The following is a 26,285-nucleotide window of genomic DNA, read 5'->3' on the forward strand; positions in this document are numbered from 1 at the left end:
GCTTATCTGACTATTTGGCTAATATCAAATACTCTACTTATTCTATTTGAAATAGTATTTAACATAGCAAGTCTATTGTTTTTGACAGCCTCATCTTCTACATTTATCATTGTATTATCTAAATAATCATTACCCACATTTTGGGTTTGTGCTATCAGTTTTAGCTCATTTCTGTAATCTTCGCTATTTTGGAAAGGCTTCTCTTCTAGACTCTTAATAGTCTCATAGAAGCTTCTTTCTATATCATTTTCTAATAAATCTGGATTTATTTCTGTAAGAGATCTATCCCTAGCTAGGTTATTTATCCTTGTAAAATAACTTAATGTGTCATCATTATCTTCTACAAAATCGCTTACTGCTGCTACTCTTTGTGCTATCCTTAATATATTTGTATCATCTGAATTAATTACAGAATTAACTACATCATATCTATAGCCATCATCTATAAGTAAGTTTCTAAGTCTATCTTTAATGAATTCTATTGATTTTTCCATAGTTGTATCATAGTCAAATGGCAAGCCATTTTTTTCTGTATAGACTATAAGTGAGTCGTTAATTAGCTTTTTAAGGTCTACGTCAATATTGTTTTTAAGGATAATATTAATAAGACCTAATGCTCTACGACGTAAACCAAATGGATCTTGGCTACCGGTTACATACCTTTCTATAGCATAAAGTCCTACTATAGAATCTATCTTATCTGCTATGGATAAAACTATACCCGTAATAGATTTTGGTAGAGCTCCACCTGCTGAGTTTGGAAAATATTGTTCTTCTATAGCTGTTGCAACTCTATCTGATTCGCCAGATTCTTTGGCATATATCCTACCCATAGTTCCTTCAAGCTCTGTAAATTCTATTACCATCTTTGTTACAAGATCTGCCTTAGAAAGGTAAGCTGCTCTTTTTAAATCTTCTTTGATATCCTCACCTAAGTTAAGTTGTTGTTGGTACTTAGCTGTAAGATCCATAAGTCTTTGAGTTTTTTGGTACATATCGCCAAGACCTTCAAAGAATGTTAAATTCTTAAGCTCTTCTACATATGATTCGAGTGGTCTTGCTGTATCAATATCATAGAAGAACTTAGCGTCTTCGAGTCTTGCTACTAGTACTTTTTTATTACCTGAAACTACATTTTCGCTATGGTTATCATCGCCATTACGTACCAGTAAGAAGTATGGTAACAAATGACCTGTCTTCTCATCTAGGACTGGAAAATACCTTTGGTGGTCTTTCATAGGTGTAATGATTACTTCTTTTGGAAGTTCCAAATACTTCTCGTCGATATTTCCAGCAAGCACTGTAGGGTATTCTACTATATTTACTACTTCATGAAGGAGGTCTTCATCTTTCATGAACTCTCCACCCTTTTCCATATTTATCTTATTAAGACCACGTATAATTAAATCACGTCGTTCTTTACTAGATAGTATTACATAATTTTCACGAAGTTTATCTTCATATTCATCTATAGTTGATATTTCTATATGATCACTACCAAGACTTCTATGTCCTTTTGTAATATTGCCTACGCTGATACCTTCTGCATCAAAATCTAAGACTTTATCATCTAGAATTGATACAAAATATCTGATAGGTCTTGCCCAACGGATGGATTTGGCTCCCCAGCGCATAGACCTATTAAATGATATTGATTTTACTAGATCATATACATTTTCTCTTAGAACTTCTTCTACGGATTTGCTCTCTTCTTTTTTTTCTATAAATATATAATCAGACCCATTAAAGTCCTTTACTACTACATCTGATAACTCTGCTCCTTGACCTCTTAAAAATCCTAAAAGTGGTTTATTAGGATTTCCATTTTCATCATAAGCTATAGCTGCACTAGGTCCTTTTATAGAGATTAGCTCATCAGACTCACCTGCATTGATATTCTCTAAAAATATTGCAAATCTACGAGGAGTTGATTCTACTCTAATCTCATCTACAGTAAGTTTATTATCATCTATTAATTTTTTAAATTTATCTTTTAATTGGGTTTTAGTAGCCTCAATATAATCTGAAGGTATCTCTTCTACTCCGATTTCTAATAAGTATCTACTCATCATTATCCTTTCTTAGAAGAGGGTATCCTAGCTCTTCTCTTTTTGCTAAATAATTTTTCGCAACCTTGCTACTTACATCACGCACTCTTTTTATATAGTGGCTTCTCTCAGAAACTGAAATAGCCCCTTTGGCATCAAGTGTATTAAAAGCATGGCTGGTTTTGAGTACATTATCATAGGCTGGATAAACTAAGTCTAAGTCTATGAGTCTATTTGCTTCTTTTTCGTATAGATCAAACAAGTGCATGAGTGTATCATTGTCTGCATCTTCGAATGAATACTTTGAGTTTTCGTATTCTGGAATCTTAAATACATCTCCATATGTGAGATTCTCTGACCATTTTATATCGTAAACATTATCAACATTTTGAAGGTACATACAAATTCTTTCAAGACCTATAGTGATCTCTCCACTTTCAATCTCGCAGTTGATACCTCCTACTTGTTGGAAATAAGTGAATTGAGTAATTTCCATACCGTCTAACCATACTTCCCAACCAAGTCCCCAAGCACCTAGTGTTGGTGATTCCCAATTATCTTCTACAAATCTTATATCGTGTTCTTTTGGATCAATACCAATTGTTTCTAAACAATGTAGATATAAATCTTGGATATTATCTGGGCTTGGTTTAAGTAAAACTTGTAATTGATGGTGTTGGTAGAGTCTATTTGGATTTTCACCGTAACGACCATCTGCAGGTCTACGAGATGGTTCTACATATACTACTGACCAAGGTTCTGGTCCTAGTGCTCTTAGGAAAGTATTTGGGTTCATAGTTCCTGCTCCCTTTTCTATATCATAAGGGAACATGACTGAGCAACCTTGTTCTTTCCAATACTCTTCTAATTTTAGTATTAAATCTTCAAAATACAACATGTTAATTCCTTTCACTAACATTTCTATACACCCAATCAATAGATGAAAACCTAGTTATTTCAATGTTTTTTAGGGTGTAATCAATTATTAAAATTGCTATCTTTTTATAGCCTGCTGGCTTTTCTATACCAGCCAAGTCCTCTGATTTTGTATAGAGGAGTTTTTTTAGGTAGGTAAATTCTTCCTTATTTAGGAAAATTTTATCACGTATCAAATTTTTGTCATCATCACAAATTATTGATGACTCATAAGGTGAGAAAAACACCTCTTTATAACTTAGCCTTTTTCCACATATACTGCAAGAATTTAAGTTTGGTTTAAAACCTGAAAATGAGATATATTTTAATAAAAATGCCAAAAATATATTAATTTGATTGCAATCTGCATTTTCAAAGGCTTCAAATGTATTGTCAAGCAGCTTAAAAATCGTCTCAGATTGGATCTGATCAATTGTTCTTAAAAGTAAATCTGCAATGGCTGATTTATAGAGGATAACATCAAAATTTTTGTTTGATTTGCCGTAAGATTTTATAAGGATCGCTTCCTTAATTCCATAAAAATCATTTCCAGATTTATATAAATTATAGGAAGCTTTCACAAATCTTTGGGTAACCCCAAGAGTTTTGCTTTTTTTACTAAGAGCTCCTTTGGCAAGGATTGATATCCTTCCAAAGTCAGCTGTAAATATCTCTATAATCTTGCTTGTTTCTTTATAAGGAAATTCTCTTAAAACAAAGCCACATACATCTGAGAGATCATTTGTAGCCAAACCTATCCACCAGTTTTTCTTTTTTGCGCCAGTCCTTTTCAACTTTTACCCAAAGCTTGAGATTGACCTTGCTATCTAGGAATTTTTCAATTTCTTTGCGAGCTTCTATACCTATTTTCTTTACCATAGATCCACCCTTGCCAATTACAATTTCTTTATGTGAATTTTTCTCGACTATAATTGTGGCATCTATGTCTATTAATTTTTTATTATCACGTTCCTTAAAATTATCTATTCTAACTGCTATACCATGAGGAACTTCATAAGAAAGATTGTTAAGAGCTTTTTCTCTTATAATCTCTGACACTATAAAGCGTTCGCTCTTATCAGTTATCATATCCCTATCATAGTAAGCTGGACCCACATCAAGCATTGATTTTATCTGCTCAATATAATTATCAATATTAGTTTCTTCTAGAGCAGATATACCAATTATAGCTTCAAACATATTCATTGCTTCAAACTTTTCTTTTATAGTTTCAAATTCTTCTTCACTTAAAAGGTCAGTTTTATTTATAAGCAATATTTTTGGAACATGAATGCCCTTTAACATTTCTATAATTTCATTATCGAGTCTACCTATTTCTAGCGAATTGTCTATAACAAATGTTACTATGTCAGATTCCTTAAGACTATCCTCACTAAACTCAAATAATTTTTCTTGTAGTTTATTTTTAGGAGTTTGAATACCTGGCGTATCTATAAAAATAATCTGACTATCTTCGTCATTATAAATTATCTGTATCTTATCTCTAGTAGTCTGTGGCTTGTTTGAAATTATGGAAATCTTTTCTCTAAGAATTTTCTCCATAAGAGTTGATTTACCAACGTTAGCTCTCCCTACTACTGATATAAATCCTGATTTCATATCTCTTTTAAATCCTCGTTACTAAAACTATGTGGCAAAAGCTCATCGATGGTGAATATTCTATAGTCATCAACTGCATTTGCTATTACAATCTGTGTATTCTTATCGGCAAATTCTCTTATAAATTGCCTACAAACCCCACATGGAAAAGTATCATGACTATCTCCATTTATAACTATGTGGGTAAATTCTATTTCTCCTGCACTTATCGCTGCGCTCATGGCAGATCTTTCTGCACATATACATGGAGAATAAGCGGCGTTTTCTATGTTTACTCCCTTATAAATAGAACCTGTTCCAGTCTTTACAGCACAGGATACTCTAAAATGAGAATAAGGCGAGTATGAATTTTTCTTATTTTCTAAAGCTATATTAATTAATTGTTCGATTTCATTCATGAAAATATACCAAATATTGCCATTGCCATGGATGTACCAAGGATGGCTCCTCTAATTATTTCTGCCATTGAGTGAATATTTGCTTCATATCTGCTTTCTGCAACTATTAGTGCTAGTCCTATTAGCATAAGTCTAATTAATGGATCAGTAGTCAAAAACATACCAATTGTAGCTATGCCAAAGGCTATAGATGTATGACCACTTACAAAGCCACCCTTAAAGGCAGTTCCATGTCCTTCATAAAAGACACCCTTTAAAAATATAGTTACTACTATTACTAGAGATAGTGTTATAATGGCAAGATGGCTTGGCCTTCGAACTATCCTTACGATAACTGAATTGTAAAAATCTATAAATTTATCAAAAAATATTAGGTATGCTACAAAAAGTGCATTGAGAGCTGCTATAAAAGTAGCTGCTGCCGCAAGATCCTTACTTGCCTTGGCAAATGATGAGTACTTACCCTTGCTTGCTAAGTTTACTGCTTGCTCCACCGATGTATTAATAAGCTCAAAAGCCAGGACAAAGCAAACAGCAAAAACTAGGGTAATCATCTCTACCCTAGATAGGTTAAAAAATAAAGAAGCAACTAGGAGTATAGCTAGGGCAAACATATGAAATTTCATATTTTTTTCATGATTAATAGCCCATACCAGCCCTTCATAGGCATAATCAAAACCTTTTAGGAACTTTTGTCCATGACTAAGCTCTTCTTTTTCAAAGTTTCGGTCATGGAGCTTTTGCTCTGCCTCTTCCTTTTTTGCTTGTTCTCTTTTCAGCTCTTCAAGGACTTCTACTTTGATTTCTTCTTTAAGAATTTCTCTCTGGTCTTTCTCACTCATTTTTAAAGACTCCCAAGCTTTTCATAACTTCTTTTTCTCGGGCGCGCATTTTTACTTTTTCATCATCTTCCATGTGATCATACCCTAAAAGATGCAAGCAAGAATGAGCTGTAAGATACATTATTTCACGGTCTAGACTGTGACCAAAATCTTTTGCTTGATCTTTCGCTACATCCATGCAAATCACTATATCACCTAGCATTGTGTCTACACCCTCTATAAAAAAGTCCTCATCCATAGGAAAAGATAGGACATCTGTTGGCCTATCTACTTTCCTGTAATATTTATTTAATCTGTGAATCTCATCCTTATCTACAAAGCTAATAGAAACTTCATAATTCAAAGAAAGTCCTTCTGTTTCAAGAACTGTAGTAATAACGTCTTCTAACTTATCATCCATATTTATATCTTGGTCTGTTTGATTTGTTATAATGAGATTCATAATTTTTTCCTGTTCTTTTTTCTATGCTATGAAACTATTAGAAATCAACATAAAGTCAGCTAAACTACACCGCCCTACGCCCTACTTTTGTTCTTCTTTTATTTTTAGCTCCATTTTAGCATCCTCTTTATCGTAGGCATCTATGATTCTTTGCACTAGTGGGTGTCTTACTACATCTATTGATGTGAAGTTTTGAAACCCTATTCCTTTTACACTCTTTAGTATGCGTTCTGCTGTCTTTAACCCACTATTTTTGCCACGAGGAAGGTCTACCTGAGTTTTATCTCCTGTTATAATAGCTTTTGATCCATAGCCTAGACGGGTCAAAAACATCTTCATTTGTTCACTTGTAGTATTTTGAGCTTCATCTAGGATAACAAAAGCATTATCAAGTGTTCTACCTCTCATATATGCAAGGGGAGCAACTTCTATCATGCCTTTTTCTACAAGACCTTGATAAGTTTCAAATCCTAATATTTCAAAAAGTCCGTCATAAAGTGGACGTAAATATGGGTCTACTTTATCTTGCAAATCCCCTGGCAAGAATCCTAGGCTTTCTCCAGCTTCCACTGCCGGTCGGGTTAGGATGATCCTATTTACTTCACCTTGCTTAAAACTTCTGACAGCCATAGCTACAGCAAGGTAAGTCTTACCAGTACCTGCAGGGCCTATACCAAATACTACATCGTTATTTTTAATTTTATCTATATAGGACTGTTGTCCTAATGTCTTTGGTTTTATAGGTTTGCCCGTCGCAGTTATTATTATTGAGTCATCAAGGGCTTGCTTGATGACATCCTTGTTTTCTCGCTCCAACATATCAGCATGGTATTTAATCTTTTGAAACTCAAGATTGCCATTTTTATTTATCTCATTGAGAAGCTCTATGATAAGTTCCTTGGTAAACTCGACATTGATACCTTCACCAGTAACATCTATAGCATCTTCTTTTAATTTTATTTTTGTGTTAAAGCGTTCTTCTATATATTTTCTATTTTTATCAAAATTGCCAAACAAGGTCACGACATTGTTTGGATTATCTATTTGTATACTTGTATTAATGTCTATCCCTCCGCATTAAATTTGTGTATATACTATACCTTTTTTAGCGATTTTTTCTCTTAGAAAGAGGTGGAGATAGGATTTCTGCATACAGGATGGCTTTTTTAAGCTCCTTTTTCTTTTTTAGAGCATTATGATTTGCCTTAGACTTTTTTAATGCATAAGCTTCTTTTTTTCTAGTATAGGCTTCTTCTCTTTCCTTTTGCCTATCCTTTGCCTTTTTTTCAGCAAGTCTTCTTCTAAGGTCAGGGTTTACTGGATCTCCTTGCGCTCCCATCATGGTAGATCCTCTTATGCTGCCTCTTATGCTCTCATTGCCTTCATGAGTTTTCTTGTCTATATTATTTGAGCTTTTCTTATTTTTTTTGCTTTTATTTTTAGACTCTCTAGGAAAGAGTTCGCTCACTTCTTTATTATTAGAAAATTTCCTATATACTTTTTTATCTTTTGACTGTTCATTAGCCTCAGCTTCAAGATCATCTAGATATTGTTTGGCTTGCTTTGCCCAGTCATCAAATGACTTTATTGTTTTATCACTTTTTTTCTTTTTCTTAAACATCCATATCACCACTATCTACATCTGATAATGATTCTCGCATTTTAGTATCTGCATTGATATTTTTCATATTGTAATAATCCATAATACCTAGGTTACCATCTTCAAAAGCTTTTGATATAGCTTCTGGAATTTTAGCTTCTGCAGCTACTACCTTAGCTCTATTTTCTTGCTCTAGAGCTATAGCTTGGGCACGACGTTCCTCAGCCTTAGCTTGGGCAATATTCTTATCAGCTTCTGCCTGATCTCTTTGTAACTCAGCACCAACATTACGTCCTACATCGACATCTGCTATATCTATAGATAAAATCTCATAAGCAGTACCAGAGTCTAATCCCTTTAATAGTACTGTTTGGGAGATATTATCTGGATTTTCTAAAACCTCTGCATGAGATTTAGCAGAGCCTACAGTTGTTACAATTCCTTCACCGACACGAGCGATAATTGTTTCTTCTCCTGCACCACCTACTAACCTTTCTATGTTTGCTCTTACTGTTACTTTGGCAATAACCTTTACTTCTATACCATTTTTAGCAACTGCTGCTATAACTGGTGTATTGATTACCTTTGGTGTTACAGAAACTTGTACTGCTTCAAATACATTACGTCCAGCAAGATCTATTGCCGCTGCTTGTTCAAATGTCAAATCAATATTCGCTCTTTCTGCTGCTATTAAGGCATCTACAACTTGATTGATATTACCGCCTGCTAGATAGTGACTTTCTAAATCTTCTGTTCTGATTTCAAGCCCTGCTTGGTGAGATTTTATAAGTGCATTTACTATAAGACTTGGATTTAATCTTCTAAATCTCATAGCTACAAGGGAACCCATAGAAATATTAACTCCAGAAAATCTTGCTGTTATCCAAAGACCTACTGGCACCATGGTGAAAAATACTATCAAAACTATAATTACTATTGCTGGTACTATAAAATTACTCATGCTATCTCCTTTACGATTATATGTCCATTTTTTATGCTAGTTACTAAAACATTTCTATCCTTTGATATAAAATCACTCTCAGATTTTGCATCATATGTGTTTCCATCAATTTCAATTCTACCAGTTGGTCTTAAAATACTCTTACTAAGGCCAGTCTTACCTACTAAATTATTATGATTAGTTTTACTATTATATCCTCTAGTTGATGAATTCGTATTTGACAAGATCATCCTATCAAATAAAGACCTATCAAAACCTAGTTTTACATAAATAGTAACTGTGAGGATTATAGCAAGCGCTGTTACTACTAATACCAAAATCCCCATCATGCTATCAGAAAAACTATCCATTACTGAATATCCTGTTAAAATCAGACCAATGATCCCTATAACCCCAAAGCTTGGTATAAATATTTCCAAAGCCAAGAGAGTTATACCCATTATAAAGGTTAATATTGTTACATTATCTGCCACATTATATTTACTATTTTGATAGTAAAAATATCCAAATAATATTAGAGTTATTATGCCAAAAAGTAATTTTTTGTTAGTAAAAAGAACCGATATCAAAGAAATCACTGCCAAAACAAAGCTTAGAGCAATCACAATATCGTTTATAAGCATCTGCTACACCCCCCTCTTATTTTTCTTACATCAATTATCTTATAAAGTTTATAAAATTGCAAGATATTTACATTAACGAAAAAAGCTAGCAAATGCTAGCCTTCGATCAATTCCTTTAGCTCTCCCACTAGTTTGTAATCAACTTCCTTTAATTCTTTGATATTTTTCACACCTAGTAGAGCCATTATTATTTTTATTTTGTGTTGTATTTCTTTTAGAAAGTCTTCACAAGCTTCATAGCCACCGTGTAGAAGGTAGTTTAGAACTTCTCCTGTCATAGCTGCCATATCTGCTCCTATTATAATGGATTTCACAACGTCCATAGCAGTTCTTATACCACCTGAAGCTATAATAAATGTTTCATCTGATATACTTCTTACATCTATTATAGATTTCGCTGTTGGAATCCCCCAATTATATAGATCTGAATAATCAATTTCAAAATCTCTTAAGTCCTCAATCTCTATAAAATTGGTGCCGCCTTTACCAGCAACATCAATATATCTTACTCCTACATCAACTAACTTTTCAGCTACTGCTTTAGAGATTCCTGAACCCGTTTCCTTTACAATAATTGGATAATTAAAGTTTTCAACCAAATCTTTAATAAGCCCTATGGATGAATGATAAGAGTTATCCCCTTCTTTCATTACTAACTCTTGAGCAAGATTCAAATGAACTTGCATAGCATGAGCATCTATCAAATCTCTAGCAAATACAAAGTCATCAAAGTCTCTCTCAAATCCAAGATTACCTATTCTTAGTAAGTCTTCTTTTGCCTTTACTAATTCAAATGATTCCCTAGAATCTGTATCGGAAATAGCTATAGATTCACTTCCTACAGCCATGGGAATATTTAAAGACTCACATATCGATGATAAGTCTTCATTAATAGACTCAGAAGAAGAGCCCCCTCCAGTCATGGCATCTATCATAAGTGGCATAGCTATAGTCTTGTCCATAAATTCTATAGAAGTATCAATCTCATCCAAAGAAATATCTGATATAGCGTAATGCTCTATATACACATCTTCAAGAAGGGTATTTTCACCTGACCTAGTTCTTAAGTAATTTTCTATATGTTGGTCTTTTCTCTCTCTTCTTTGACTATTCATACTTAGTAATTCTCCTTATCATCACTTAATGATTCATCAAGCATATCTCTAGGTTCATCTGGTTTAGCAAGGTTATTTTTTTCTGATCTAGTCTCTTCTACAGTCTTGGTTTCAGGCAACTTAATATCTTTTTTAGGTTCTTGCTCTGGTTTTTCTACTTCTGGTATTCCTTTTCTTTTGGATTCATCTATGATATCTCCATAGCTATCGTACTCATGGTAACCAGAATCCTCTTTCTTCCAATTTTTAAGCTTAAAGTTTGGATAGACTTCATCTACTATTTGCCAAGTTTTTTCATAATCAGGGATATAATAGCTGACCCCATTTATAGTTTGTTCCATACCTGGAACTATGTGAGTGTCCATCTTATCTGATGAAAAATTATTAACATTACCTGCTAGATCCATTATTACACTCATAGGCAAATTAGTTTTGACGTATTTAAGGTAGTTTGATATGAAGGTCATCAGATTCATATTTTTACTTTTTTTGACCAATTCATCTACCATAGCTTTTACAAAGCCTTGTTGAGTATTTACTCTACCTATATCACCATTATTATATATATTTCTAGTTCTTAGATACCACATAACTTCGTTACCATCAAGGTGATTCTCTCCAGGTTTGATTTGAACCTTACCCTTATCAATACTTATGCCTTCTGGTACGTCATAATCTACTCCACCTAGAGCATCAATAATATTTATAAGAGCTTGATAGTTTATTTGGACATAATAATCTATATCAAGTCCTAAAAAGCTTCTTAAAGATTGCATTGTTAGCTCTATACCTCCAAAGGCATGGGCGTGATTAGCCTTATCAAACTTATCGCGAATCTTGATACGACTATCTCTAGGTATACTCATAAGATCCATCTTGCCTGTTTTAGTATTTGCCTTTAAAAGCATGATAGTATCAGTACGAGTAAAGTCTGTATTGTTATCATCATCTCCATTCTTGTCTACACCAACTAATAGAATTAGATATTCTCCATCAGCTGTTTTAACTGCATCATCATCATAATTTGGTATGTCCTTATAAGCATAGTCTTTTTCATTAGCTTCAAATTTATCAAGAACTAATTTTGTTCCAAAAAATGAGGCTAGGACTACAAGTAAGGCAATAAAAAATCGTTTTGCTTTCATATTTTAATCTTCCTTTATTAGTTCATTATACCATATGTAAATAGATTTGAACTTTTATAGTAAAAAAATAAAGCCGCCACAAAATAATAACTCTATTTTGTGGCGGCTTTATTTTTTTTATAATAGTTGCTTATCTTCTTTTACTGTCACTACTAATGCTCTATTAGCAAATGAATATTTATCATGTACTTGATTGAAATAATCTCCTTCATTTAAAAACTCAGCTGATCCAATTATTCTAAATCCTGTGCCTTGATATCCATTAAATCCTTCGACTTCTCTAGCTGCCATGGTTAAGATCACATTGTCATTTTCTTTTACATCATTTTCTGTACTTGTCATACCTGCTGCCGGTATAAGTATTTTTTCTATATTATTTTCTTTCACCACTTGTAGATAGCTATTCCATGTACAAGTTACATGAGCTCCTTTTTTTGTCCATGAAGTTATTGATACACTTCCTTCATGATCTATGACATCATAAAATTTTTCACTTAACATTGTTTTCTCCTATTTATTCACTTCTTGTAATTCTTTTTGTTTTAGATTATCTCTTGCTTGACTCATCATTAGTTTTACACGGTTGATTTGGTTTACTTCACTAGCACCTGGGTCATAGTCTATTGCTACAATATTGGCCTGTGGATAATCTTCTCTGATTTTTTTCATAACTCCCTTACCTGTGATATGGTTAGGTAGACAACCAAATGGTTGTATACAAACTATGTTTGGTGCATCGGCGTGGATTAGCTCCACCATTTCACCTGCAAGTAGCCATCCCTCACCCGCTTGGTTACCTAAGCTTGTAACTGTATCAGCATATTCTACTATCTGATCGATATATTCTGGCTCATTAAATCTTTTGGATGCTCTAAGAGCTTTTCTAACTGGTTTTCTATATTGTTCTACTATATTTATACCTAATCTACCAAACCTTGCACTCATCTTACTTTTGCCGTATAAATCTGCTTTAAGTTCTGAGTTTTTCATACAATACATAAAGAAGTCTGTAAGATCTGGTAAGATTACCTCTGCTCCTTCTGCTTCTAAGACTTTTTGTAGGTTGTTATTAGCTTCTGGCAAGAATTTTACTAGTATTTCCCCTACTATACCTGCCTTTGGCAATTTAATATCTTTTACTGGAATATTATCAAAATTATCAACTATTTCTTTTACACACTTTTTATATTCCCTATCACTCATAGTAGGAGCTTCTGCCTGTAGTCTTTCTATCCAAGCTTCTTTTAAGCTATCTGTAGCACCCTTCTCTACTTCATAAGGTCTTGTTGCATTGGCAACTCTATTGATTAGATCTCCAAATATTATCGCTCTAAATCCTCTTTTTAGGAAAGGTATAGTTGATGGCTTCTTAAGGTCAAAACCTGCATTTGTCTCTATTCCTTGAGCAGATAAGGCTATTACTGGGATATTTGGATAACCCGCATCACGTAGCCCCTTTCTAATGTATCCTACATAATTACTTGCTCGACATGCCCCACCTGTCTGAGTCATCACTATAGCTAGTTTATTTGTATCATATCTACCAGAATTAACAGCCTCCATGAACTGACCTACTACTGTTATGGATGGATAACATGAATCATTGTTTACGTATTTTAGACCTTGGTCTAAGACCTTATCATTTACCGAATCCAAAAATTCTATATTCATTCCATAATGGTGAAATACAGGAGCAAGTATTCTAAAGTGTTCTCTAGCCATTTGTGGTGCAAGTATTGTATAACCTTCATCAACCATTTGTTTTGTAAATTCTGGTGTAGAATAATCAAGTCGATCTAGGTCTTCTTTAAATACAATACCTTCCATTTTCTTTTGATTAAGAGCTTGGAGGAGTGATCTAATTCTAATTTTAATAGCACCAAGGTTTGAGACTTCGTCTATTTTAAGAAGTGTATAGATTTTACCATGAGCTTCCAATAAATCTTGTACTTGGTCTGTTGTTACTGCATCTAGTCCGCAACCAAAAGAATTTAGTTGGATTAGTTGTAGATTTGGGTTATCTGCTACATATTCTGCTGCACGGTAAAGTCTAGCATGATAAGACCATTGGTCAAGTACTCGTACCTTGGTGTCTACATCCTCTATATTATATGCAACTGCATCTTCAGATATAACTGGAATTTTCATTCCTTCAATCAACTCTGGTATACCATGATTTACTTCTGGATCAATATGGTATGGGCGACCTGCTAAAACTATCGCATTAAGATTGTTGGCATTTACATAATCTATAATCTCCTTACCACGGATCTTTATTTGGTCGTGATAGTCTTGAAGCTCTTTCCAGGCAGCTGTAGCCGCATTTTTTATTTCTTTTTTACTAAGGACAATGCCATTATAAGTGTATCCATCAAATTCTTCTACTAATCTATCAGCAATTATCTTTTCACTTTCTAGTGATAGATAAGGATTCATGAAGTTTTTGCCTTCTAGGTTTTCTACGTTATTTTTAATAACATCAGGATAACCACTTACTACTGGACAGTTCATGTGGTTTTGCGCTTTATCAAATTGTTTATATTCGTAGAATATTGCAGGATAAAATATCAAATCTAAGTCATCCCTTGCTGCTAGATCTTCTATATGACCATGAGCAAGTTTTGCTGGATAGCAAGCAGTTTCTGATGAAATAGAGCTGATACCTTTTTCATACATTTTCCTATCAGACTTGCCAGATAGAACAACATCGAAACCTAGTGATGTAAAAAATTTATGCCAGAATGGATAGTCTTCGTACATATTTAATACTCTAGGAAGTCCTACCCTACCCATACGAGCATTATCACCTAAAGTTTTTCTATTAAAGAGCAAATTATTTTTAAACTTATACATGTTTAAATCTGCTGCTGTTTCTTCTTTTTTGACTCCTGCGCCTCTTTCACATCTATTGCCTGTTACATAGCGAGTTCCATCTGGGAATACATTTATGATAAGAGCACAATTATTGGTGCAAAGACCACATCTTGCACTTTTTTGGCTATAAGTAAAGGACTCTAACTCATCTACACCCGCTAGTGTTGATTGACCAGTAGACTTATCACGAGAAATAAGAGCCATACCCATAGCTCCCATAAGTCCTGCTATTTCTGGTCTAGTTGTCCTTCTTCCAGTGATATTTTCAAAAGATCTAAGGATAGCGTCTCCATAAAATGTACCACCTTGAACAACTATATTCTCGCCAAGAGATTTTGGATCACGGACCTTAATTACCTTTTGGATAGCATTTTTGATTACAGAATAACAGAGTCCTGCCGCTATATCTCCTACTTCAGAGCCCTCTTTTTGGGCTTGCTTTACCTTTGAATTCATAAATACTGTGCAACGACTACCAAGATCAGCTGGCTCTTTTGCAAATAGAGCTTTTTTCTGAAAGTCCTCCACACTCATACCTACACTTGCTGCAAATGTTGATAAGAAAGACCCACAGCCTGAAGAGCAAGCTTCATTTAGCTGGATAGAATCTATAATACCATCTCTAATATGCATAGCTTTCATATCTTGGCCACCTATATCTAGGATAAAGTCAACATCAGGATTAAAGAACTTAGCTGCTGAATAATGAGCTATAGTTTCTACTTCTCCATTATCTATATGTAGAGCATTTTTAATAAAATCCTCTCCATAACCACAAATACCAGATGAAGCTATATAAGCCTTAGGATTTTTCTTAGCATAGGCGTCTTTTAGCATATTTATGACTACTTCAAGTGGTCGACCTAAATTCATCCTATAATCATCGTGTAATATATGACCCTCATCTGTTATCAAAACCATTTTACTAGTTGTAGATCCTGCATCAATCCCTATATAGATCGGACCTTCATAGTCTTTGATATCTTCATAAACTATTTGTTCCGTCTTATGATCTGCTACAAACTTTTTGTATTCTTCTTTTGAAGTAAAAAGTGGATCAAGCTTTTTTGTCATCTCCATATCTTCTGGAGCTTCTTTTTCAAGTTCTTTTATTAAGTCCTTATAAGGAACATAGTCTTCGTTTTCAGCAGAAAGGATAGCTGCACCCTTTGCTACATAAAGCTGAGCATCTTCTGGTGTAGTAAATGTATTTTCATCCTCTCCAAGAGTTTCTATAAACCTATCTCTTAAAGCTGGCAAAAAATGAAGTGGACCACCTAAAAATGTTACATTACCACGAATTGGTCTACCACAAGCAAGATTTGATATAGTTTGGTTAACTACAGATTGAAAAACAGAGATTGCTATATCTTCCCTACTCGCACCTTGATTCATCAATGCTTGTATATCAGTCTTTGCAAAAACTCCACATCTACTTGCTATAGGATAAATTTTCTTGTAATTTTTAGATAGATCGTTAAGTCCAGATGCATCAGTATCTAGTAGAGCCGCCATTTGATCTATAAAGGCTCCTGTACCACCAGCACAGATTGAGTTCATCCTCTGTTCAACAGAACCTGATAGGTAGGTGATCTTAGAATCCTCTCCACCTAGCTCTATAACAACATCTGTTTCCGGAATAAATTTTCTAATAGCTGCGGTTTCAGCTATAACCTCTTGTACGAAATTGATTCCCATATATTTTTCAAGGAACATACCCCCAGAACCAGTTACATTTATAGTTATATTATCATCCTTAAACTCATCATAAGCTTCGTTTAAGACAGCTTTTACCGTTTCTTTGACATCTGATTTATGTCTTCTATATACTTGATAAAGGGTGTTGAAATTCTCATCTGTAATAACAATTTTTACAGTAGTAGAACCAACATCAAGTCCCATATGCAAATTCATATTAGCGCCTTCCTTATTTTAATCTATAGTGAAATTTATCTATAAAATAATTTTATTTATTGTATAAGTAACAATACTATTTTACCACTTTAGAAAATTTAATCACAAGCAAAAAACTAGGAATTAGACAAAAAATAAATCACATTAAAAATAACAAATCAAAGAATTTAAAAGACTTTTAAAAAGATAAAAAATACAAGAATTACAAAAACTATCTAATTTGTTTTAATAATTCTTAGATAAAAATGCAAACTATAGAAAAAATCAAACTCAAGCAAAGAGCTAAGAGAAATTAATCTCTAGCTCTTATTTCTTTTACAAGATTTGATATAACTTTGAAATGTGCATCTTTTGAATCTCTCGCTATATCAAATAATAACATTTCTGTATTTACTACCATAGCTCCCATATCTCTCATGTTTATTAGAGCTGTATTCTTTAGTTCTTCTGAATAAGATGAAACTGCATCTTCTGCCAAAAATACGTTAAGTCCTAAATCTCTTAGAGTTCTAACTGTTTGGTAAACACAAATATGACCTTCTGCACCTGTCAAAACTACATTTGTAATCTTGTTTTCTCTTATATATTCTATAACTTCAGGAATAGCTGCATCAAAGATTGATTTAGCAAAAATATTATTTTCTTCTATTTCTGCTAGTAATCTATCATCTGATCTACCAAGCCCTTTTGGATATTGTTCCGTTGCAAGGATTGGCATACCATATTCTTTGAATGCATTTATTAGTACTAGAGTATTTAAAATAGTTTGTTCCCCATTTTCCATAGTATTCATTAGTTTTGGTTGTTCATCTATTACTAAAAGTAATGTATTTTCTTTACTTGAATAGATATTTTTTTCTTTATCATAAGAATTCACATAGTATTTTGCATCTAAATTTCTTTCCATAAGTCCCCCTGTTTATAATCTTTTTCTTTCATTATTTTATCAATAGTTGATAAAACAGCTCCCTTGTTTTTTGACCAAGTAGGATAAGCGATATTTGCTCTTATTCCATCTCCCGTTAGTCTATTAATTACTATACCAGGATTTAAGTTTCTAAGCATCCTTACTACTATATTTACATAGTCCTCCTTAGTCATTGTATAGGATATATTGTTTTTTTCATAATAATATTTAAGATAGGTGTTATTTTCTATATAAAGGTTGTGGATTTTAATCCCCCAAAATCCTTTATCATTTATATAACTTATATCCCTTATATAATCATCTATACTTTCATTCACCAGCCCAACTATAACATGAGCTATAGTCGCTATTCCTAGATAATGTAATTTGTTAAGACCTAAGTTAAAACTTTCATGATCATAGCCTCTATTTATAAATTTGATAGTGTTATCATTTACTGTTTGCATACCAAGTTCTACCGTCAAATCAGTCATAGAATTAAGTTCATTTAATAAGTCTAATACCTCATCAGGCAAGCAATCAGCTCTAGTTGCTATTGAAAGCCCTACTATATCTTCATCTTCCAGTGCAGAATAGAACATCTCACGCATTTTACCTACATCTCCATAAGTATTGGTAAAGCTTTGAAAGTAAGCTATATAGCCTTCATCCTTACCCTGCTTTGATAAATTAGATTTTTGATAGGCAATCTGAGCTTTTATATCTCCTGCTGATTTATATGTCCATTCTCCAGCGCCCTCATCTGAACAATATATGCATCCTCGCTTTGATAAAGTTCCATCTCTATTAGGACAAGTAAAGCCCCCATCTAAAGGGAGCTTTATAATTTTTTTATTATATTTTCTTTTATAATAGCTATCAAGATCATTGTAACGTTTTTTATTAATCTGCATACTTTTATTTTACTTTAAAAATTTCGATATCTCATCTGCTAACCTTTTATGAAAGTCTCCTCTCATATGAAGGCCATCTATAAAATATGAAGGCTCGATTTTTCTAGCATCTACTACATCACATTCTAGGGAGTTTATCAAATCTCCCAGAGCATTGATAGCATTATTATTTAGTTCATATCTTGGGTAGGCCTCTTCTAACTCCATTAGTGGTGGTATAATCACAATATTTTTATCAGATAAAGATTTATCCAAAATTTTCTCTATATTTTCAAAACTATCATCAGGACTTATTTGATCATAGGTGTCGTTAGAACCGCCAAAAATTATCAGAACATCTGATTTTTCTGGTATAAATCTTTCAAGCATTTGATAAGTCCTATTACCATTTATACCAAGATTTATAACTTTATGACCCATGTCTTCTAAATAATCTGCATAGCTTTTGTCAACCAAAAATCCTTCAGTAAATGAGTCTCCCAAACAGATTATCTTCATTTGTTATATTTCTCCAAAGCTAAAGCTGTTCTTGATGGTATATATATTTTTATGCCATCATAATCCGTTCCAGCAAGTCTTTCTGTGTTATAAACATATGAGTGGCTAATCCTACCTGCTCCTCCAAATTTCTCTTCATCTGTATCCATGACAACTCTAAATTGTCCAACATCATGAATTGGTACCGCAAAAGATTCGTAAGAATCTGTCGGATGAAAGTTAAATATATAGACTATATCCTTATTTCTAAAAGCTATTATCTTTCTGTCATTATCTATCCACAATCTAAATATAGTATTACCTAATTGATTATATTTTTCACTATGCTTTAGCATAGCTTTATCAAAATCTGATAGATAATGATATTTCAAGTTTTCATTGTCTGCTAAAGACCATTGTCGTCTAGCATAATGAAAAGAATAATCATTGCCCTCTCTAGGGAAGTCTATCCATTCTGGATGACCAAACTCATTACCCATGAAGTTAAGATATCCATCACTTCCCATAGATATAGTTATCCACCTAATCATCTTGTGAAGTGCAAGGGCTCTATCTATGATATAGTTCTCACTATCTTTAGTCATAGAATCATACATCTCTTTGTCTGCCAATCGAAAGATTGTAGTCTTTGATCCAACTAAGGCTTGATCATGGCTTTCTACATAGCCTATGCGCTTTTCTTCCGGTCTATGAGTAGATAGTTCATACCACATATTTGATAAATCCCAGTCTTCATCTCTTTTTAGGAGGGTACGCTCCCAAAAATCTGGCATACCCATAGCTAAGCGATAATCAAAACCTACTCCACCCTTGGATATAGGTAAGCACATACCAGGCATTCCTGACATATCCTCTGCTATTGTTATAACATCTGGTTTAACCTCTCGTGCTAATTCATTAGCTAATTGTAAATAATTTATAGCTTCTATATCTGTGTTCATAGAAAAATATTTTTTGTAATTATTAAAGGCATCTCCACGACCATGGTTTTTATAAATCATTGATGTTACACCATCAAATCTAAAACCATCAAAGTGGAATTCTTCTAACCAATATTTTACATTAGATAATAAAAAGTGAAGTACACCTGGCTTAGCATAGTCAAAAAGCTTGCTATCCCAGTCAGGATGATTACCTTCTTGCCCAGTATGGAAAAATTGATAATCCGTGCCATCAAATTCATTGATCCCCTCCACAGTATTTTTTACTGCATGAGAATGAACCAAATCCATTATTACATTAAGTCCCATTTCGTGGGCTGTGTTAATTAATGATTTTAAATCATTTATTTCTCCATACCAAGAACTAGGTGCATAGAAGTTGCTTACTTGATAACCAAAGGAACCATAATATGGATGCTCAGCTATAGCCATAAGTTGAACTGTATTGTAACCTGCTTTTTTTATCCTAGGGAGTATATCTACTTCAAATTCCTTATAAGTAGAAACCTTACCCTCTTCTCCTGCCATACCTATGTGAGATTCATAGATTAAAAGATCATCGTGATTTACCTTAAATTCCTCATCAGTCCATTTGAATTTAGACCTAGGATTTTGCATAATAGCAGCAAAGTCTCCATCATCATTCCTCTCTACACGAGTAGCATATAGAGGAATCCTATCACTTATAGAGCCATTAGTATCTACCAAAACTTTAATCCTTGAACCATGGGGAATTGTCTTGATGCCTTTTATAAATATCTCCCAGTCTTCTTCATTTATTTTTGTAAGTGGGTGGGCATGCCTATCCCAATCATTAAAGTCTCCTATTAGATAAAGACCATCGGCATGAGGAGCCCATTCTCTATAAATCCATCCATTTTTTACCTTGTGGAAGCCATAATAATGGTGAGCATTGGCAAAGTCTGTAAGTTTTTCTCCATCACTTATTAGTCTACTTTTCTGCTTTTCATATTCATTCATTCTAAGATTGATGTCATCTTCATAGTCCTTTATCCAAGGATCTATGTCTAAAATTTCCCGCTTTGCCATATATTCCTCCTATATTATGATCTATCTTCTATAACCTTTTGAGTAATTTCTTTTGGCACTTCTTCATATCTTTCAAATTCCATGGAGAATGAACCGCGCGCTGAGGTTTGGCTTCTTAAATCTATTGCATAAGTTAGCACTTCTGATAGCGGAGCTTCTGCTAGTATTATTTGACTACCATCTGCTTGTGGCTCTATACCTAAGATTCTACCACGTCTTTTGTTCATATCTCCCATTACATCACCCATGTTTTCTTCCGGAACCTTTATTTCAAGTTTCATAACCGGTTCTAAAAGTATAGGGTCTGCTTCTTCTATACCCTTTTTGAAGGCAAGTCTAGCAGCTGTTTTGAAAGCTTGTTCATTACTATCTACTGGGTGATAGGATCCATCATAAAGAGTTGCATGGATTCCAGTAACCTTAAATCCACCAAGAGGTCCTTCAACTAAGGATTCTTCTAAACCTTTTTCTACAGCCGGAAAATAATTTTTAGGAACTGCTCCACCAAAAACTTCTTCATCAAATAAAAATTCTTCATCAGTTGATTCAAATCTAATAAATACATCACCATATTGACCTGCTCCACCAGATTGCTTTTTATGCTTACCTTGTACGTCTGATTTTCCCTTTATAGTTTCCCTATATGGAATCTTGTACTCAACAACCTCTGTATTTACACTGTAGTTATCACGAAGTTTATCCAATATTACTTCCAGTTGAACATTTCCAAGTCCAGATAATATTTGTTGGTGGGTTTCTATATTTCTTTCATCTTTAAGGGTTGGATCTTCTTCTATAAGTCTTGATAAAGCTTCAGAGATCTTATCTTCATCATTTTTACTTATAGGGTTTATAGCATAAAATAAAACTGGTTTTGGATATTTGATAGGCTTATATTCTATTGGCTTATCTTTACTTGCAAGAGTATCCCCAGTTGATAAGATATCTAATTTAGAGAAAGCTCCAATATCGCCTGCTACAAGCTTGTCAGTTTTGATTTGCTCTTTACCCCTTAGGAAAAATAGATTGCTAGCTTTAAGTTCTTCATCTTTATTCACATCAAAGATCTTATCATCCTTATTAATTGTTCCAGATAATACCTTAAAGATCGAAATCTTACCTAAAAATGGATCAGCTAAAGTCTTAAATACTACCGCAGAGAACGGTCCATCTTCTCTTGGAGTAAAAGCTTCATATCCATCTTTAACTCTAAATCCGATATTAGCAGCTTCATCATCTATAGAAGGCATATATCTTGTTATGATTTCTAAGAGTTGTGTCAAGCCTATTTCTTTTTCACTAGAACCTGCTATTAGCGGAACTACTGTTCCTTCAAGTATAGCTTGGCTAAGTCCTTTTATAAATTCACTTTCAGAAAATTCTTCTCCTTCAAAGAATTTTTCCATCAAAGAATCATCTGTTTCAGCAACAGCTTCTATGATTTCTTCATAAACCGCATCAACCTCTGCAAGTCTTATTTCAGGTATTTCTACTTCTTTTTTTACACCATTTTCGTAAGTGTAAGCTTTTTTATCTAAAACATCTATAATACCCTCAAACTTATCTCCCTCACCAAGCATAAGGGTAAGTGGTATAACTTTTTTGCCAAACTCTATATGTAGATCTGATACGATCTTGTTGAAGTTTGCATTTTCCTTATCTAACTTATTTACAAATATTATAGATGGCAGATTGATTTCTTGTGTATATTTCCAGTATTTTTCAGTTCCAACTTCTATACCATTTTCTCCATCTATAACAAAAAGTGCTGCCTCACTAGCTCTAAGAGCTTGTAAAACTTCACCTTCAAAGTCAAAAAATCCAGGTGAATCTATAAAGTTAATCTTATAATCTTCGAATTCTATAGGAATAATTGATGTTTGAATGGAAATATGTCTCTTTTTTTCTTGATTTTCATAATCTGAAACTGTAGATCCATCTTCAACACGACCTTTTTTATCTATTGCTCCTGTTTTATATAAAAGAGCTTCTATTAAAGATGTCTTTCCACTGCCAGAGTGGCCAACTAAACTTAAGTTTCTAATCTTGTCAGTAGTATAATTTTTCATATTCCCTCCTTATGAAAACATTTGTATTTATAAAAATAAAAATACCCTCAATTATATTTATATATTATATTATAAGATAATTTTATAAATTAATCTAGTATATCGAAAATGTTTTCATAAACAATTGCCTTTCTATAAATAAAAAGGCAATCGCAAAACTATTAATAATTCTCATATCATCCTTAGAAACTTATCCTAATGATTTTAAGACGATTTTTCATTCTACAACAGTCCTTACATATTAGTTTATCTAAATCCATGATATTTCTTACTGTCAAAGCATCGCTCTATTGCTTCTTTTCTTTGTTTGTATTCTACTTTTTTCTATACTCCTCTAATATATATAAGTGGATTTACCATATATATCTTATTATCGTTTTCTGATTCTTTTTGTTATGATTAAGTTCACTTACTCTTAGACAATTTCGAATTAAACTAGATTTTCTTTTGTCTATCCTCATCAGTTTTATTTAATATAATACACCTTTTTCTATAATATATTTATATTGAAATCAAACCGTTTAAAGACAAAAAGTAGATAAGATTATGCTTTCTTACCTACTTTATCGACATTCTGAAACGAATATATACTAGTTTTTATCTACCATTTGCTTTTAAAATAGCTTCGGCTTTATCTATAAGTTTGTTTTGTTCTTCTATCAATTGATTAAGTTCATCGCCATGCTTTTTGGAAAAGTTAGGCATTTTGTTCATTAATATTTTTGCACCTTCTATAGTTTCTTTTGCATCTTCGACCGCTTTTTCTAATTCATCTAAAGATTCTTTTGAAGATTTCTTGAAGTTTGGATTACCAAAACTCATTCTGTAATCGCCAACGTAATCAACTTTTTCAACTTTATCTAGAAAAAAGAAAGGATCTTTGTCGTCAAAAGCAATTACTGCTGCACTTTTACCAGTCTTAGGATTTTCAACCTGACCATAACCTACACCTATACGCGGTGGACTGTATATTAGCATATTATAAACAGATTCATTTCCGTCATATGCACCGTTTTCATCAATTAATCTCTGATAGCCATTTTCACCTTTTTTATCCTTATTATACAAAATAGTATCAAATAACTTTTCCGGAGATATTTCTTCACCATAGTCATAGCAAACCCAATCATGTTTGCCTAATCTTAAATCTTTATAAGCAATTGTCTCATAAGAAGAATCATCTGGTCTTAATTGACTATCTCCTGTTAAAGTCAATTCATAAGCTCTTTGTAAAGCTAGATGCTCAAGTTCCAAGCTATATTCATATTTATTTACGTAATCTTCTTTACTGGGATTTCCTTTCGGATAATAATAATTAGCTACATCTCTAATTGTAGCTGTTCTTCCATCCTTTGCTCCCTCTAGAGTCACATTATCATCCCAAGCTTTAGATCTAATAGCTTTAAGCTGATCCAAAGCTTGCTGTCTAGTAGCATCACTTTGATTTAATTTAACAACACTTTCTTGATAAGGAGCATTTGATTGTGTAATTTCTAAGTTAGCTATTGGAGCATTTTTTTCTTCAGATGCCAAACTTACGTTATTATTAACTATAACATTTGCTCCTAGAAAAGAAAACGAAATTGCCAAGGTTGCTGCGGCTAATTTTTTATAATTTCTCATATCTTTCTCCCACTTTATATCTTAGAATATTTTAACCGTTACTATATTACTCAATTTACTTATAATATATCGTTTTATAATTAATATTTTTATCTGATAGTTTGTAAAATTGAATGCAACAGATTATGCAAATAAAAAAGATGCAATTTTTAACTGACTGCCAAAAATTAGACATAAAATTAACTTAAGAAGATCAATTCTTTAATGTCAAAATAAGCATAGAATTTAAAATAAAATTTATAAAAATATATTTAGAAGCTAATATAGACATTGAAAAATCAGCGAAAAAATACCAGAGCTTATCTTAATTCTAACTCTGGTATTTAGTATAGATTTATGTGGTTATCATAATCCTATAAATCACATTTTCATTTATTCATCTTATGCAGTTTTATTTATTTTTTATTTTTTAATTGTATTTTATAGCTTATAAAAATAATTAAAATTAATATCACAATCATATAAATAAAGCTTGATATCGTATCTTTATTTCGCCTTTGGCTTATTTTTATTTTAGCACTATTTTTGGTATTATTAATATTAACTAAATTATGGTATTTAATATTACTTGCTAGTGTATTAATATCATCCTCATCTGAAACAAACTTATCATCAAGATGATATAGATTAAAAAGTAAAGACTTACTATAAATAAATATGTATTCTTTACTATCATCTATCCTATAAGCATAGACTATATTATAGTTAGCCTGCTCTTTAGCATCTAGTTTATAATTGTTTAAGTTTTCTTTTTCTAGTATTTCTATATTTTTAGCTTCAATATCATCATAATTTATAGTAAAAATTTTATTGCCATTAAGAGTAAATAAAAATATTAATAATATGATAAGAAGATATAATATTGTTTTTTTATTTGAACGTGTATGCATAATCATTTACGTAATTCCTTCCAAATACGGAGCTTATTACCATACTAGCCAACCTTGATGTTTTAGAGTCCCTTCCAGTTACACCATCATAGTAAGTATTACCTTTATATTTACTTCTACTATCATTTACAGCAACTTTTTTAATATAACATCCTAAAACTGAAAAATCTAATTAATTTATAAATAAATCAACTTCAATAATACTTAGTGATAAGCTGCGAAAACGTTCTTACTTTTTCAAATAAGTTAAACTTAAGCCAATAAAACTATACACCTATTTATATTTTATTGTCAATATAACTAATATTAGCTAACAAATAAATAAAAAATGATATAATAGTTAAAAATGCTAACTAATAGAAATTAGCTAGTTTAATATTTTCAATTAGTATTTAGTATTAATATAAAGATTTAAGAAAAAAGATGATGCACATAATAGTTTTATCTATTCTATACATCATCTTTTTTTATATTCTTTCAAACAAAAATCTGCTATTTTTTAATATATATAATTTATGTGGGTCCATATTAATATCTTATTTATTAAAAGCTTTTTTTATATAATCCTTAATTGTAAGGGATCTTCTAAGCTTATCACTGGCTATATATTTATTGATAGTTCTAAGAGTAAGCTTATTATCTTTAGTTGAAAAGATAAAGTCGCCGTTCTTTTTTGTATGGACAGCAAATCTAGGAATTCTCTTTTTAAATACAACTTCTGCTGTAATTAAATCTACTTCTTGCCAAGGAATTTGTATATAGTCATTAGGGTTTCTTTCATTATAATATTCAAAGGCCCTATCCCCAACCACTACATTGCCTCTACTAGTGAGGCCTTGTAGGTGGTTAGCAGGAATAGTTAAGTCAACTTTTTTATTTTGTGACTCTATCATAAG

General features: G+C 32.6%; 23 protein-coding genes. All 23 read right to left on the reverse strand.

Annotated features, from left to right (window positions below):
• Positions 1 to 2: 2 nt before the first annotated feature.
• The 23 genes from glyS to J2Z39_RS00840 all read right to left on the reverse strand — a co-directional run bounded on the left by glyS (position 3) and on the right by J2Z39_RS00840 (position 26,282).
• The gene (gene glyS / locus J2Z39_RS00730; protein ID WP_316122416.1) at positions 3 to 2,072 is read right to left on the reverse strand and encodes a glycine--tRNA ligase subunit beta; all 2,070 of its coding nucleotides are present in this window, start codon (positions 2,070 to 2,072) and stop codon (positions 3 to 5) included.
• Positions 2,062 to 2,943, reverse strand: a complete 882-nt coding sequence (gene glyQ, locus J2Z39_RS00735; protein ID WP_117520598.1) for a glycine--tRNA ligase subunit alpha — start codon at positions 2,941 to 2,943, stop codon at positions 2,062 to 2,064. Before glyQ ends, glyS begins: the two co-directional genes overlap by 11 nt.
• A 4-nt stretch (positions 2,944 to 2,947) precedes the next feature.
• Positions 2,948 to 3,715, reverse strand: coding sequence for a DNA repair protein RecO (gene recO, locus J2Z39_RS00740; protein WP_209813277.1), 768 nt, complete (start codon positions 3,713 to 3,715; stop codon positions 2,948 to 2,950).
• Positions 3,702 to 4,583 carry a GTPase Era gene (gene era / locus J2Z39_RS00745; RefSeq protein WP_117520066.1) on the reverse strand — a complete coding sequence of 294 codons (882 nt, stop codon included), beginning with the start codon at positions 4,581 to 4,583 and terminating at the stop codon, positions 3,702 to 3,704. Before era ends, recO begins: the two co-directional genes overlap by 14 nt.
• Positions 4,580 to 4,981, reverse strand: coding sequence for a cytidine deaminase (cdd, locus tag J2Z39_RS00750; RefSeq protein ID WP_117520068.1), 402 nt, complete (start codon positions 4,979 to 4,981; stop codon positions 4,580 to 4,582). The genes era and cdd overlap by 4 nt, the downstream gene beginning before the upstream one ends.
• The gene (locus tag J2Z39_RS00755; RefSeq protein ID WP_209813279.1) at positions 4,978 to 5,823 is read right to left on the reverse strand and encodes a diacylglycerol kinase; all 846 of its coding nucleotides are present in this window, start codon (positions 5,821 to 5,823) and stop codon (positions 4,978 to 4,980) included. Before J2Z39_RS00755 ends, cdd begins: the two co-directional genes overlap by 4 nt.
• On the reverse strand, positions 5,816 to 6,265 hold the full coding sequence (gene ybeY / locus J2Z39_RS00760) for an rRNA maturation RNase YbeY (protein ID WP_209813280.1): 450 nt from the start codon (positions 6,263 to 6,265) through the stop codon (positions 5,816 to 5,818). The genes J2Z39_RS00755 and ybeY overlap by 8 nt, the downstream gene beginning before the upstream one ends.
• Before the next feature lie 81 nt (positions 6,266 to 6,346).
• The gene (locus J2Z39_RS00765; RefSeq protein ID WP_117520074.1) at positions 6,347 to 7,288 is read right to left on the reverse strand and encodes a PhoH family protein; all 942 of its coding nucleotides are present in this window, start codon (positions 7,286 to 7,288) and stop codon (positions 6,347 to 6,349) included.
• Positions 7,289 to 7,370: 82 nt separating this feature from the next.
• The gene (locus tag J2Z39_RS00770) at positions 7,371 to 7,886 is read right to left on the reverse strand and encodes a hypothetical protein (protein WP_117520076.1); all 516 of its coding nucleotides are present in this window, start codon (positions 7,884 to 7,886) and stop codon (positions 7,371 to 7,373) included.
• Complete coding sequence (gene floA / locus J2Z39_RS00775; protein WP_117520078.1) at positions 7,879 to 8,826, reverse strand: flotillin-like protein FloA; 948 nt, start codon at positions 8,824 to 8,826, stop codon at positions 7,879 to 7,881. Before floA ends, J2Z39_RS00770 begins: the two co-directional genes overlap by 8 nt.
• Positions 8,823 to 9,449 carry an NfeD family protein gene (locus tag J2Z39_RS00780; protein ID WP_117520080.1) on the reverse strand — a complete coding sequence of 209 codons (627 nt, stop codon included), beginning with the start codon at positions 9,447 to 9,449 and terminating at the stop codon, positions 8,823 to 8,825. The genes floA and J2Z39_RS00780 overlap by 4 nt, the downstream gene beginning before the upstream one ends.
• Before the next feature lie 95 nt (positions 9,450 to 9,544).
• On the reverse strand, positions 9,545 to 10,564 hold the full coding sequence (gene fni / locus J2Z39_RS00785) for a type 2 isopentenyl-diphosphate Delta-isomerase (protein WP_209813281.1): 1,020 nt from the start codon (positions 10,562 to 10,564) through the stop codon (positions 9,545 to 9,547).
• 2 nt (positions 10,565 to 10,566) lie between these two features.
• Positions 10,567 to 11,709, reverse strand: a complete 1,143-nt coding sequence (locus tag J2Z39_RS00790) for an LCP family protein (RefSeq protein WP_117520084.1) — start codon at positions 11,707 to 11,709, stop codon at positions 10,567 to 10,569.
• A gap of 117 nt (positions 11,710 to 11,826) precedes the next feature.
• Positions 11,827 to 12,210 (reverse strand): pyridoxamine 5'-phosphate oxidase family protein, encoded by a 384-nt coding sequence (locus J2Z39_RS00795; RefSeq protein WP_117520086.1) that lies wholly within the window; start codon positions 12,208 to 12,210, stop codon positions 11,827 to 11,829.
• A gap of 9 nt (positions 12,211 to 12,219) precedes the next feature.
• On the reverse strand, positions 12,220 to 16,497 hold the full coding sequence (locus J2Z39_RS00800) for a 2-hydroxyacyl-CoA dehydratase (protein ID WP_209813282.1): 4,278 nt from the start codon (positions 16,495 to 16,497) through the stop codon (positions 12,220 to 12,222).
• Positions 16,498 to 16,789: 292 nt separating this feature from the next.
• Positions 16,790 to 17,404, reverse strand: a complete 615-nt coding sequence (locus J2Z39_RS00805) for an isochorismatase family protein (RefSeq protein ID WP_209813283.1) — start codon at positions 17,402 to 17,404, stop codon at positions 16,790 to 16,792.
• Positions 17,389 to 18,318: a tRNA modification radical SAM protein MnmL/YtqA gene (mnmL, locus tag J2Z39_RS00810; protein WP_209813284.1), complete on the reverse strand. Its 930-nt coding sequence runs from the start codon at positions 18,316 to 18,318 to the stop codon at positions 17,389 to 17,391. The genes J2Z39_RS00805 and mnmL overlap by 16 nt, the downstream gene beginning before the upstream one ends.
• Positions 18,319 to 18,327: 9 nt before the next feature.
• Entirely contained in the window at positions 18,328 to 18,816 is a 489-nt protein-coding gene (locus J2Z39_RS00815; protein WP_117520094.1) for a GDSL-type esterase/lipase family protein, read from the reverse strand.
• Positions 18,813 to 20,807, reverse strand: coding sequence for an alpha-amylase family glycosyl hydrolase (locus tag J2Z39_RS00820; RefSeq protein WP_209813285.1), 1,995 nt, complete (start codon positions 20,805 to 20,807; stop codon positions 18,813 to 18,815). The genes J2Z39_RS00815 and J2Z39_RS00820 overlap by 4 nt, the downstream gene beginning before the upstream one ends.
• 14 nt (positions 20,808 to 20,821) lie before the next feature.
• Positions 20,822 to 22,876: an elongation factor G gene (gene fusA / locus J2Z39_RS00825; RefSeq protein WP_209813287.1), complete on the reverse strand. Its 2,055-nt coding sequence runs from the start codon at positions 22,874 to 22,876 to the stop codon at positions 20,822 to 20,824.
• Positions 22,877 to 23,473: 597 nt separating this feature from the next.
• Positions 23,474 to 24,499: a hypothetical protein gene (locus tag J2Z39_RS00830; protein ID WP_209813288.1), complete on the reverse strand. Its 1,026-nt coding sequence runs from the start codon at positions 24,497 to 24,499 to the stop codon at positions 23,474 to 23,476.
• 395 nt (positions 24,500 to 24,894) lie between these two features.
• On the reverse strand, positions 24,895 to 25,395 hold the full coding sequence (locus J2Z39_RS00835; protein ID WP_209813290.1) for a hypothetical protein: 501 nt from the start codon (positions 25,393 to 25,395) through the stop codon (positions 24,895 to 24,897).
• A 530-nt stretch (positions 25,396 to 25,925) separates the two neighbouring features.
• Complete coding sequence (locus J2Z39_RS00840) at positions 25,926 to 26,282, reverse strand: DUF956 family protein (protein WP_117520105.1); 357 nt, start codon at positions 26,280 to 26,282, stop codon at positions 25,926 to 25,928.
• Positions 26,283 to 26,285: the final 3 nt, after the last annotated feature.

It is taken from the genome of Anaerococcus nagyae, from assembly GCF_017874535.1.
GTDB classification, from domain to species: Bacteria; Bacillota; Clostridia; order Tissierellales; family Peptoniphilaceae; genus Anaerococcus; species Anaerococcus nagyae.

Excerpts from the sequence above, each read along its gene's own strand:
- glyS (WP_316122416.1), bottom strand. The coding sequence starts at position 2,072 with ATGATGAGTAGATACTTATTAGAAATCGGAGTAGAAGAGATACCTTCA.
- era (WP_117520066.1), bottom strand. The coding sequence starts at position 4,583 with ATGAAATCAGGATTTATATCAGTAGTAGGGAGAGCTAACGTTGGTAAA.
- cdd (WP_117520068.1), bottom strand. The coding sequence starts at position 4,981 with ATGAATGAAATCGAACAATTAATTAATATAGCTTTAGAAAATAAGAAA.
- J2Z39_RS00755 (WP_209813279.1), bottom strand. The coding sequence starts at position 5,823 with ATGAGTGAGAAAGACCAGAGAGAAATTCTTAAAGAAGAAATCAAAGTA.
- ybeY (WP_209813280.1), bottom strand. The coding sequence starts at position 6,265 with ATGAATCTCATTATAACAAATCAAACAGACCAAGATATAAATATGGAT.
- J2Z39_RS00770 (WP_117520076.1), bottom strand. The coding sequence starts at position 7,886 with ATGTTTAAGAAAAAGAAAAAAAGTGATAAAACAATAAAGTCATTTGAT.
- floA (WP_117520078.1), bottom strand. The coding sequence starts at position 8,826 with ATGAGTAATTTTATAGTACCAGCAATAGTAATTATAGTTTTGATAGTA.
- J2Z39_RS00780 (WP_117520080.1), bottom strand. The coding sequence starts at position 9,449 with ATGCTTATAAACGATATTGTGATTGCTCTAAGCTTTGTTTTGGCAGTG.
- fni (WP_209813281.1), bottom strand. The coding sequence starts at position 10,564 with ATGAATAGTCAAAGAAGAGAGAGAAAAGACCAACATATAGAAAATTAC.
- J2Z39_RS00790 (WP_117520084.1), bottom strand. The coding sequence starts at position 11,709 with ATGAAAGCAAAACGATTTTTTATTGCCTTACTTGTAGTCCTAGCCTCA.
- J2Z39_RS00795 (WP_117520086.1), bottom strand. The coding sequence starts at position 12,210 with ATGTTAAGTGAAAAATTTTATGATGTCATAGATCATGAAGGAAGTGTA.
- J2Z39_RS00800 (WP_209813282.1), bottom strand. The coding sequence starts at position 16,497 with ATGAATTTGCATATGGGACTTGATGTTGGTTCTACTACTGTAAAAATT.
- J2Z39_RS00805 (WP_209813283.1), bottom strand. The coding sequence starts at position 17,404 with ATGGAAAGAAATTTAGATGCAAAATACTATGTGAATTCTTATGATAAA.
- mnmL (WP_209813284.1), bottom strand. The coding sequence starts at position 18,318 with ATGCAGATTAATAAAAAACGTTACAATGATCTTGATAGCTATTATAAA.
- J2Z39_RS00815 (WP_117520094.1), bottom strand. The coding sequence starts at position 18,816 with ATGAAGATAATCTGTTTGGGAGACTCATTTACTGAAGGATTTTTGGTT.
- J2Z39_RS00820 (WP_209813285.1), bottom strand. The coding sequence starts at position 20,807 with ATGGCAAAGCGGGAAATTTTAGACATAGATCCTTGGATAAAGGACTAT.
- fusA (WP_209813287.1), bottom strand. The coding sequence starts at position 22,876 with ATGAAAAATTATACTACTGACAAGATTAGAAACTTAAGTTTAGTTGGC.
- J2Z39_RS00830 (WP_209813288.1), bottom strand. The coding sequence starts at position 24,499 with ATGAGAAATTATAAAAAATTAGCCGCAGCAACCTTGGCAATTTCGTTT.
- J2Z39_RS00835 (WP_209813290.1), bottom strand. The coding sequence starts at position 25,395 with ATGATTATGCATACACGTTCAAATAAAAAAACAATATTATATCTTCTT.
- J2Z39_RS00840 (WP_117520105.1), bottom strand. The coding sequence starts at position 26,282 with ATGATAGAGTCACAAAATAAAAAAGTTGACTTAACTATTCCTGCTAAC.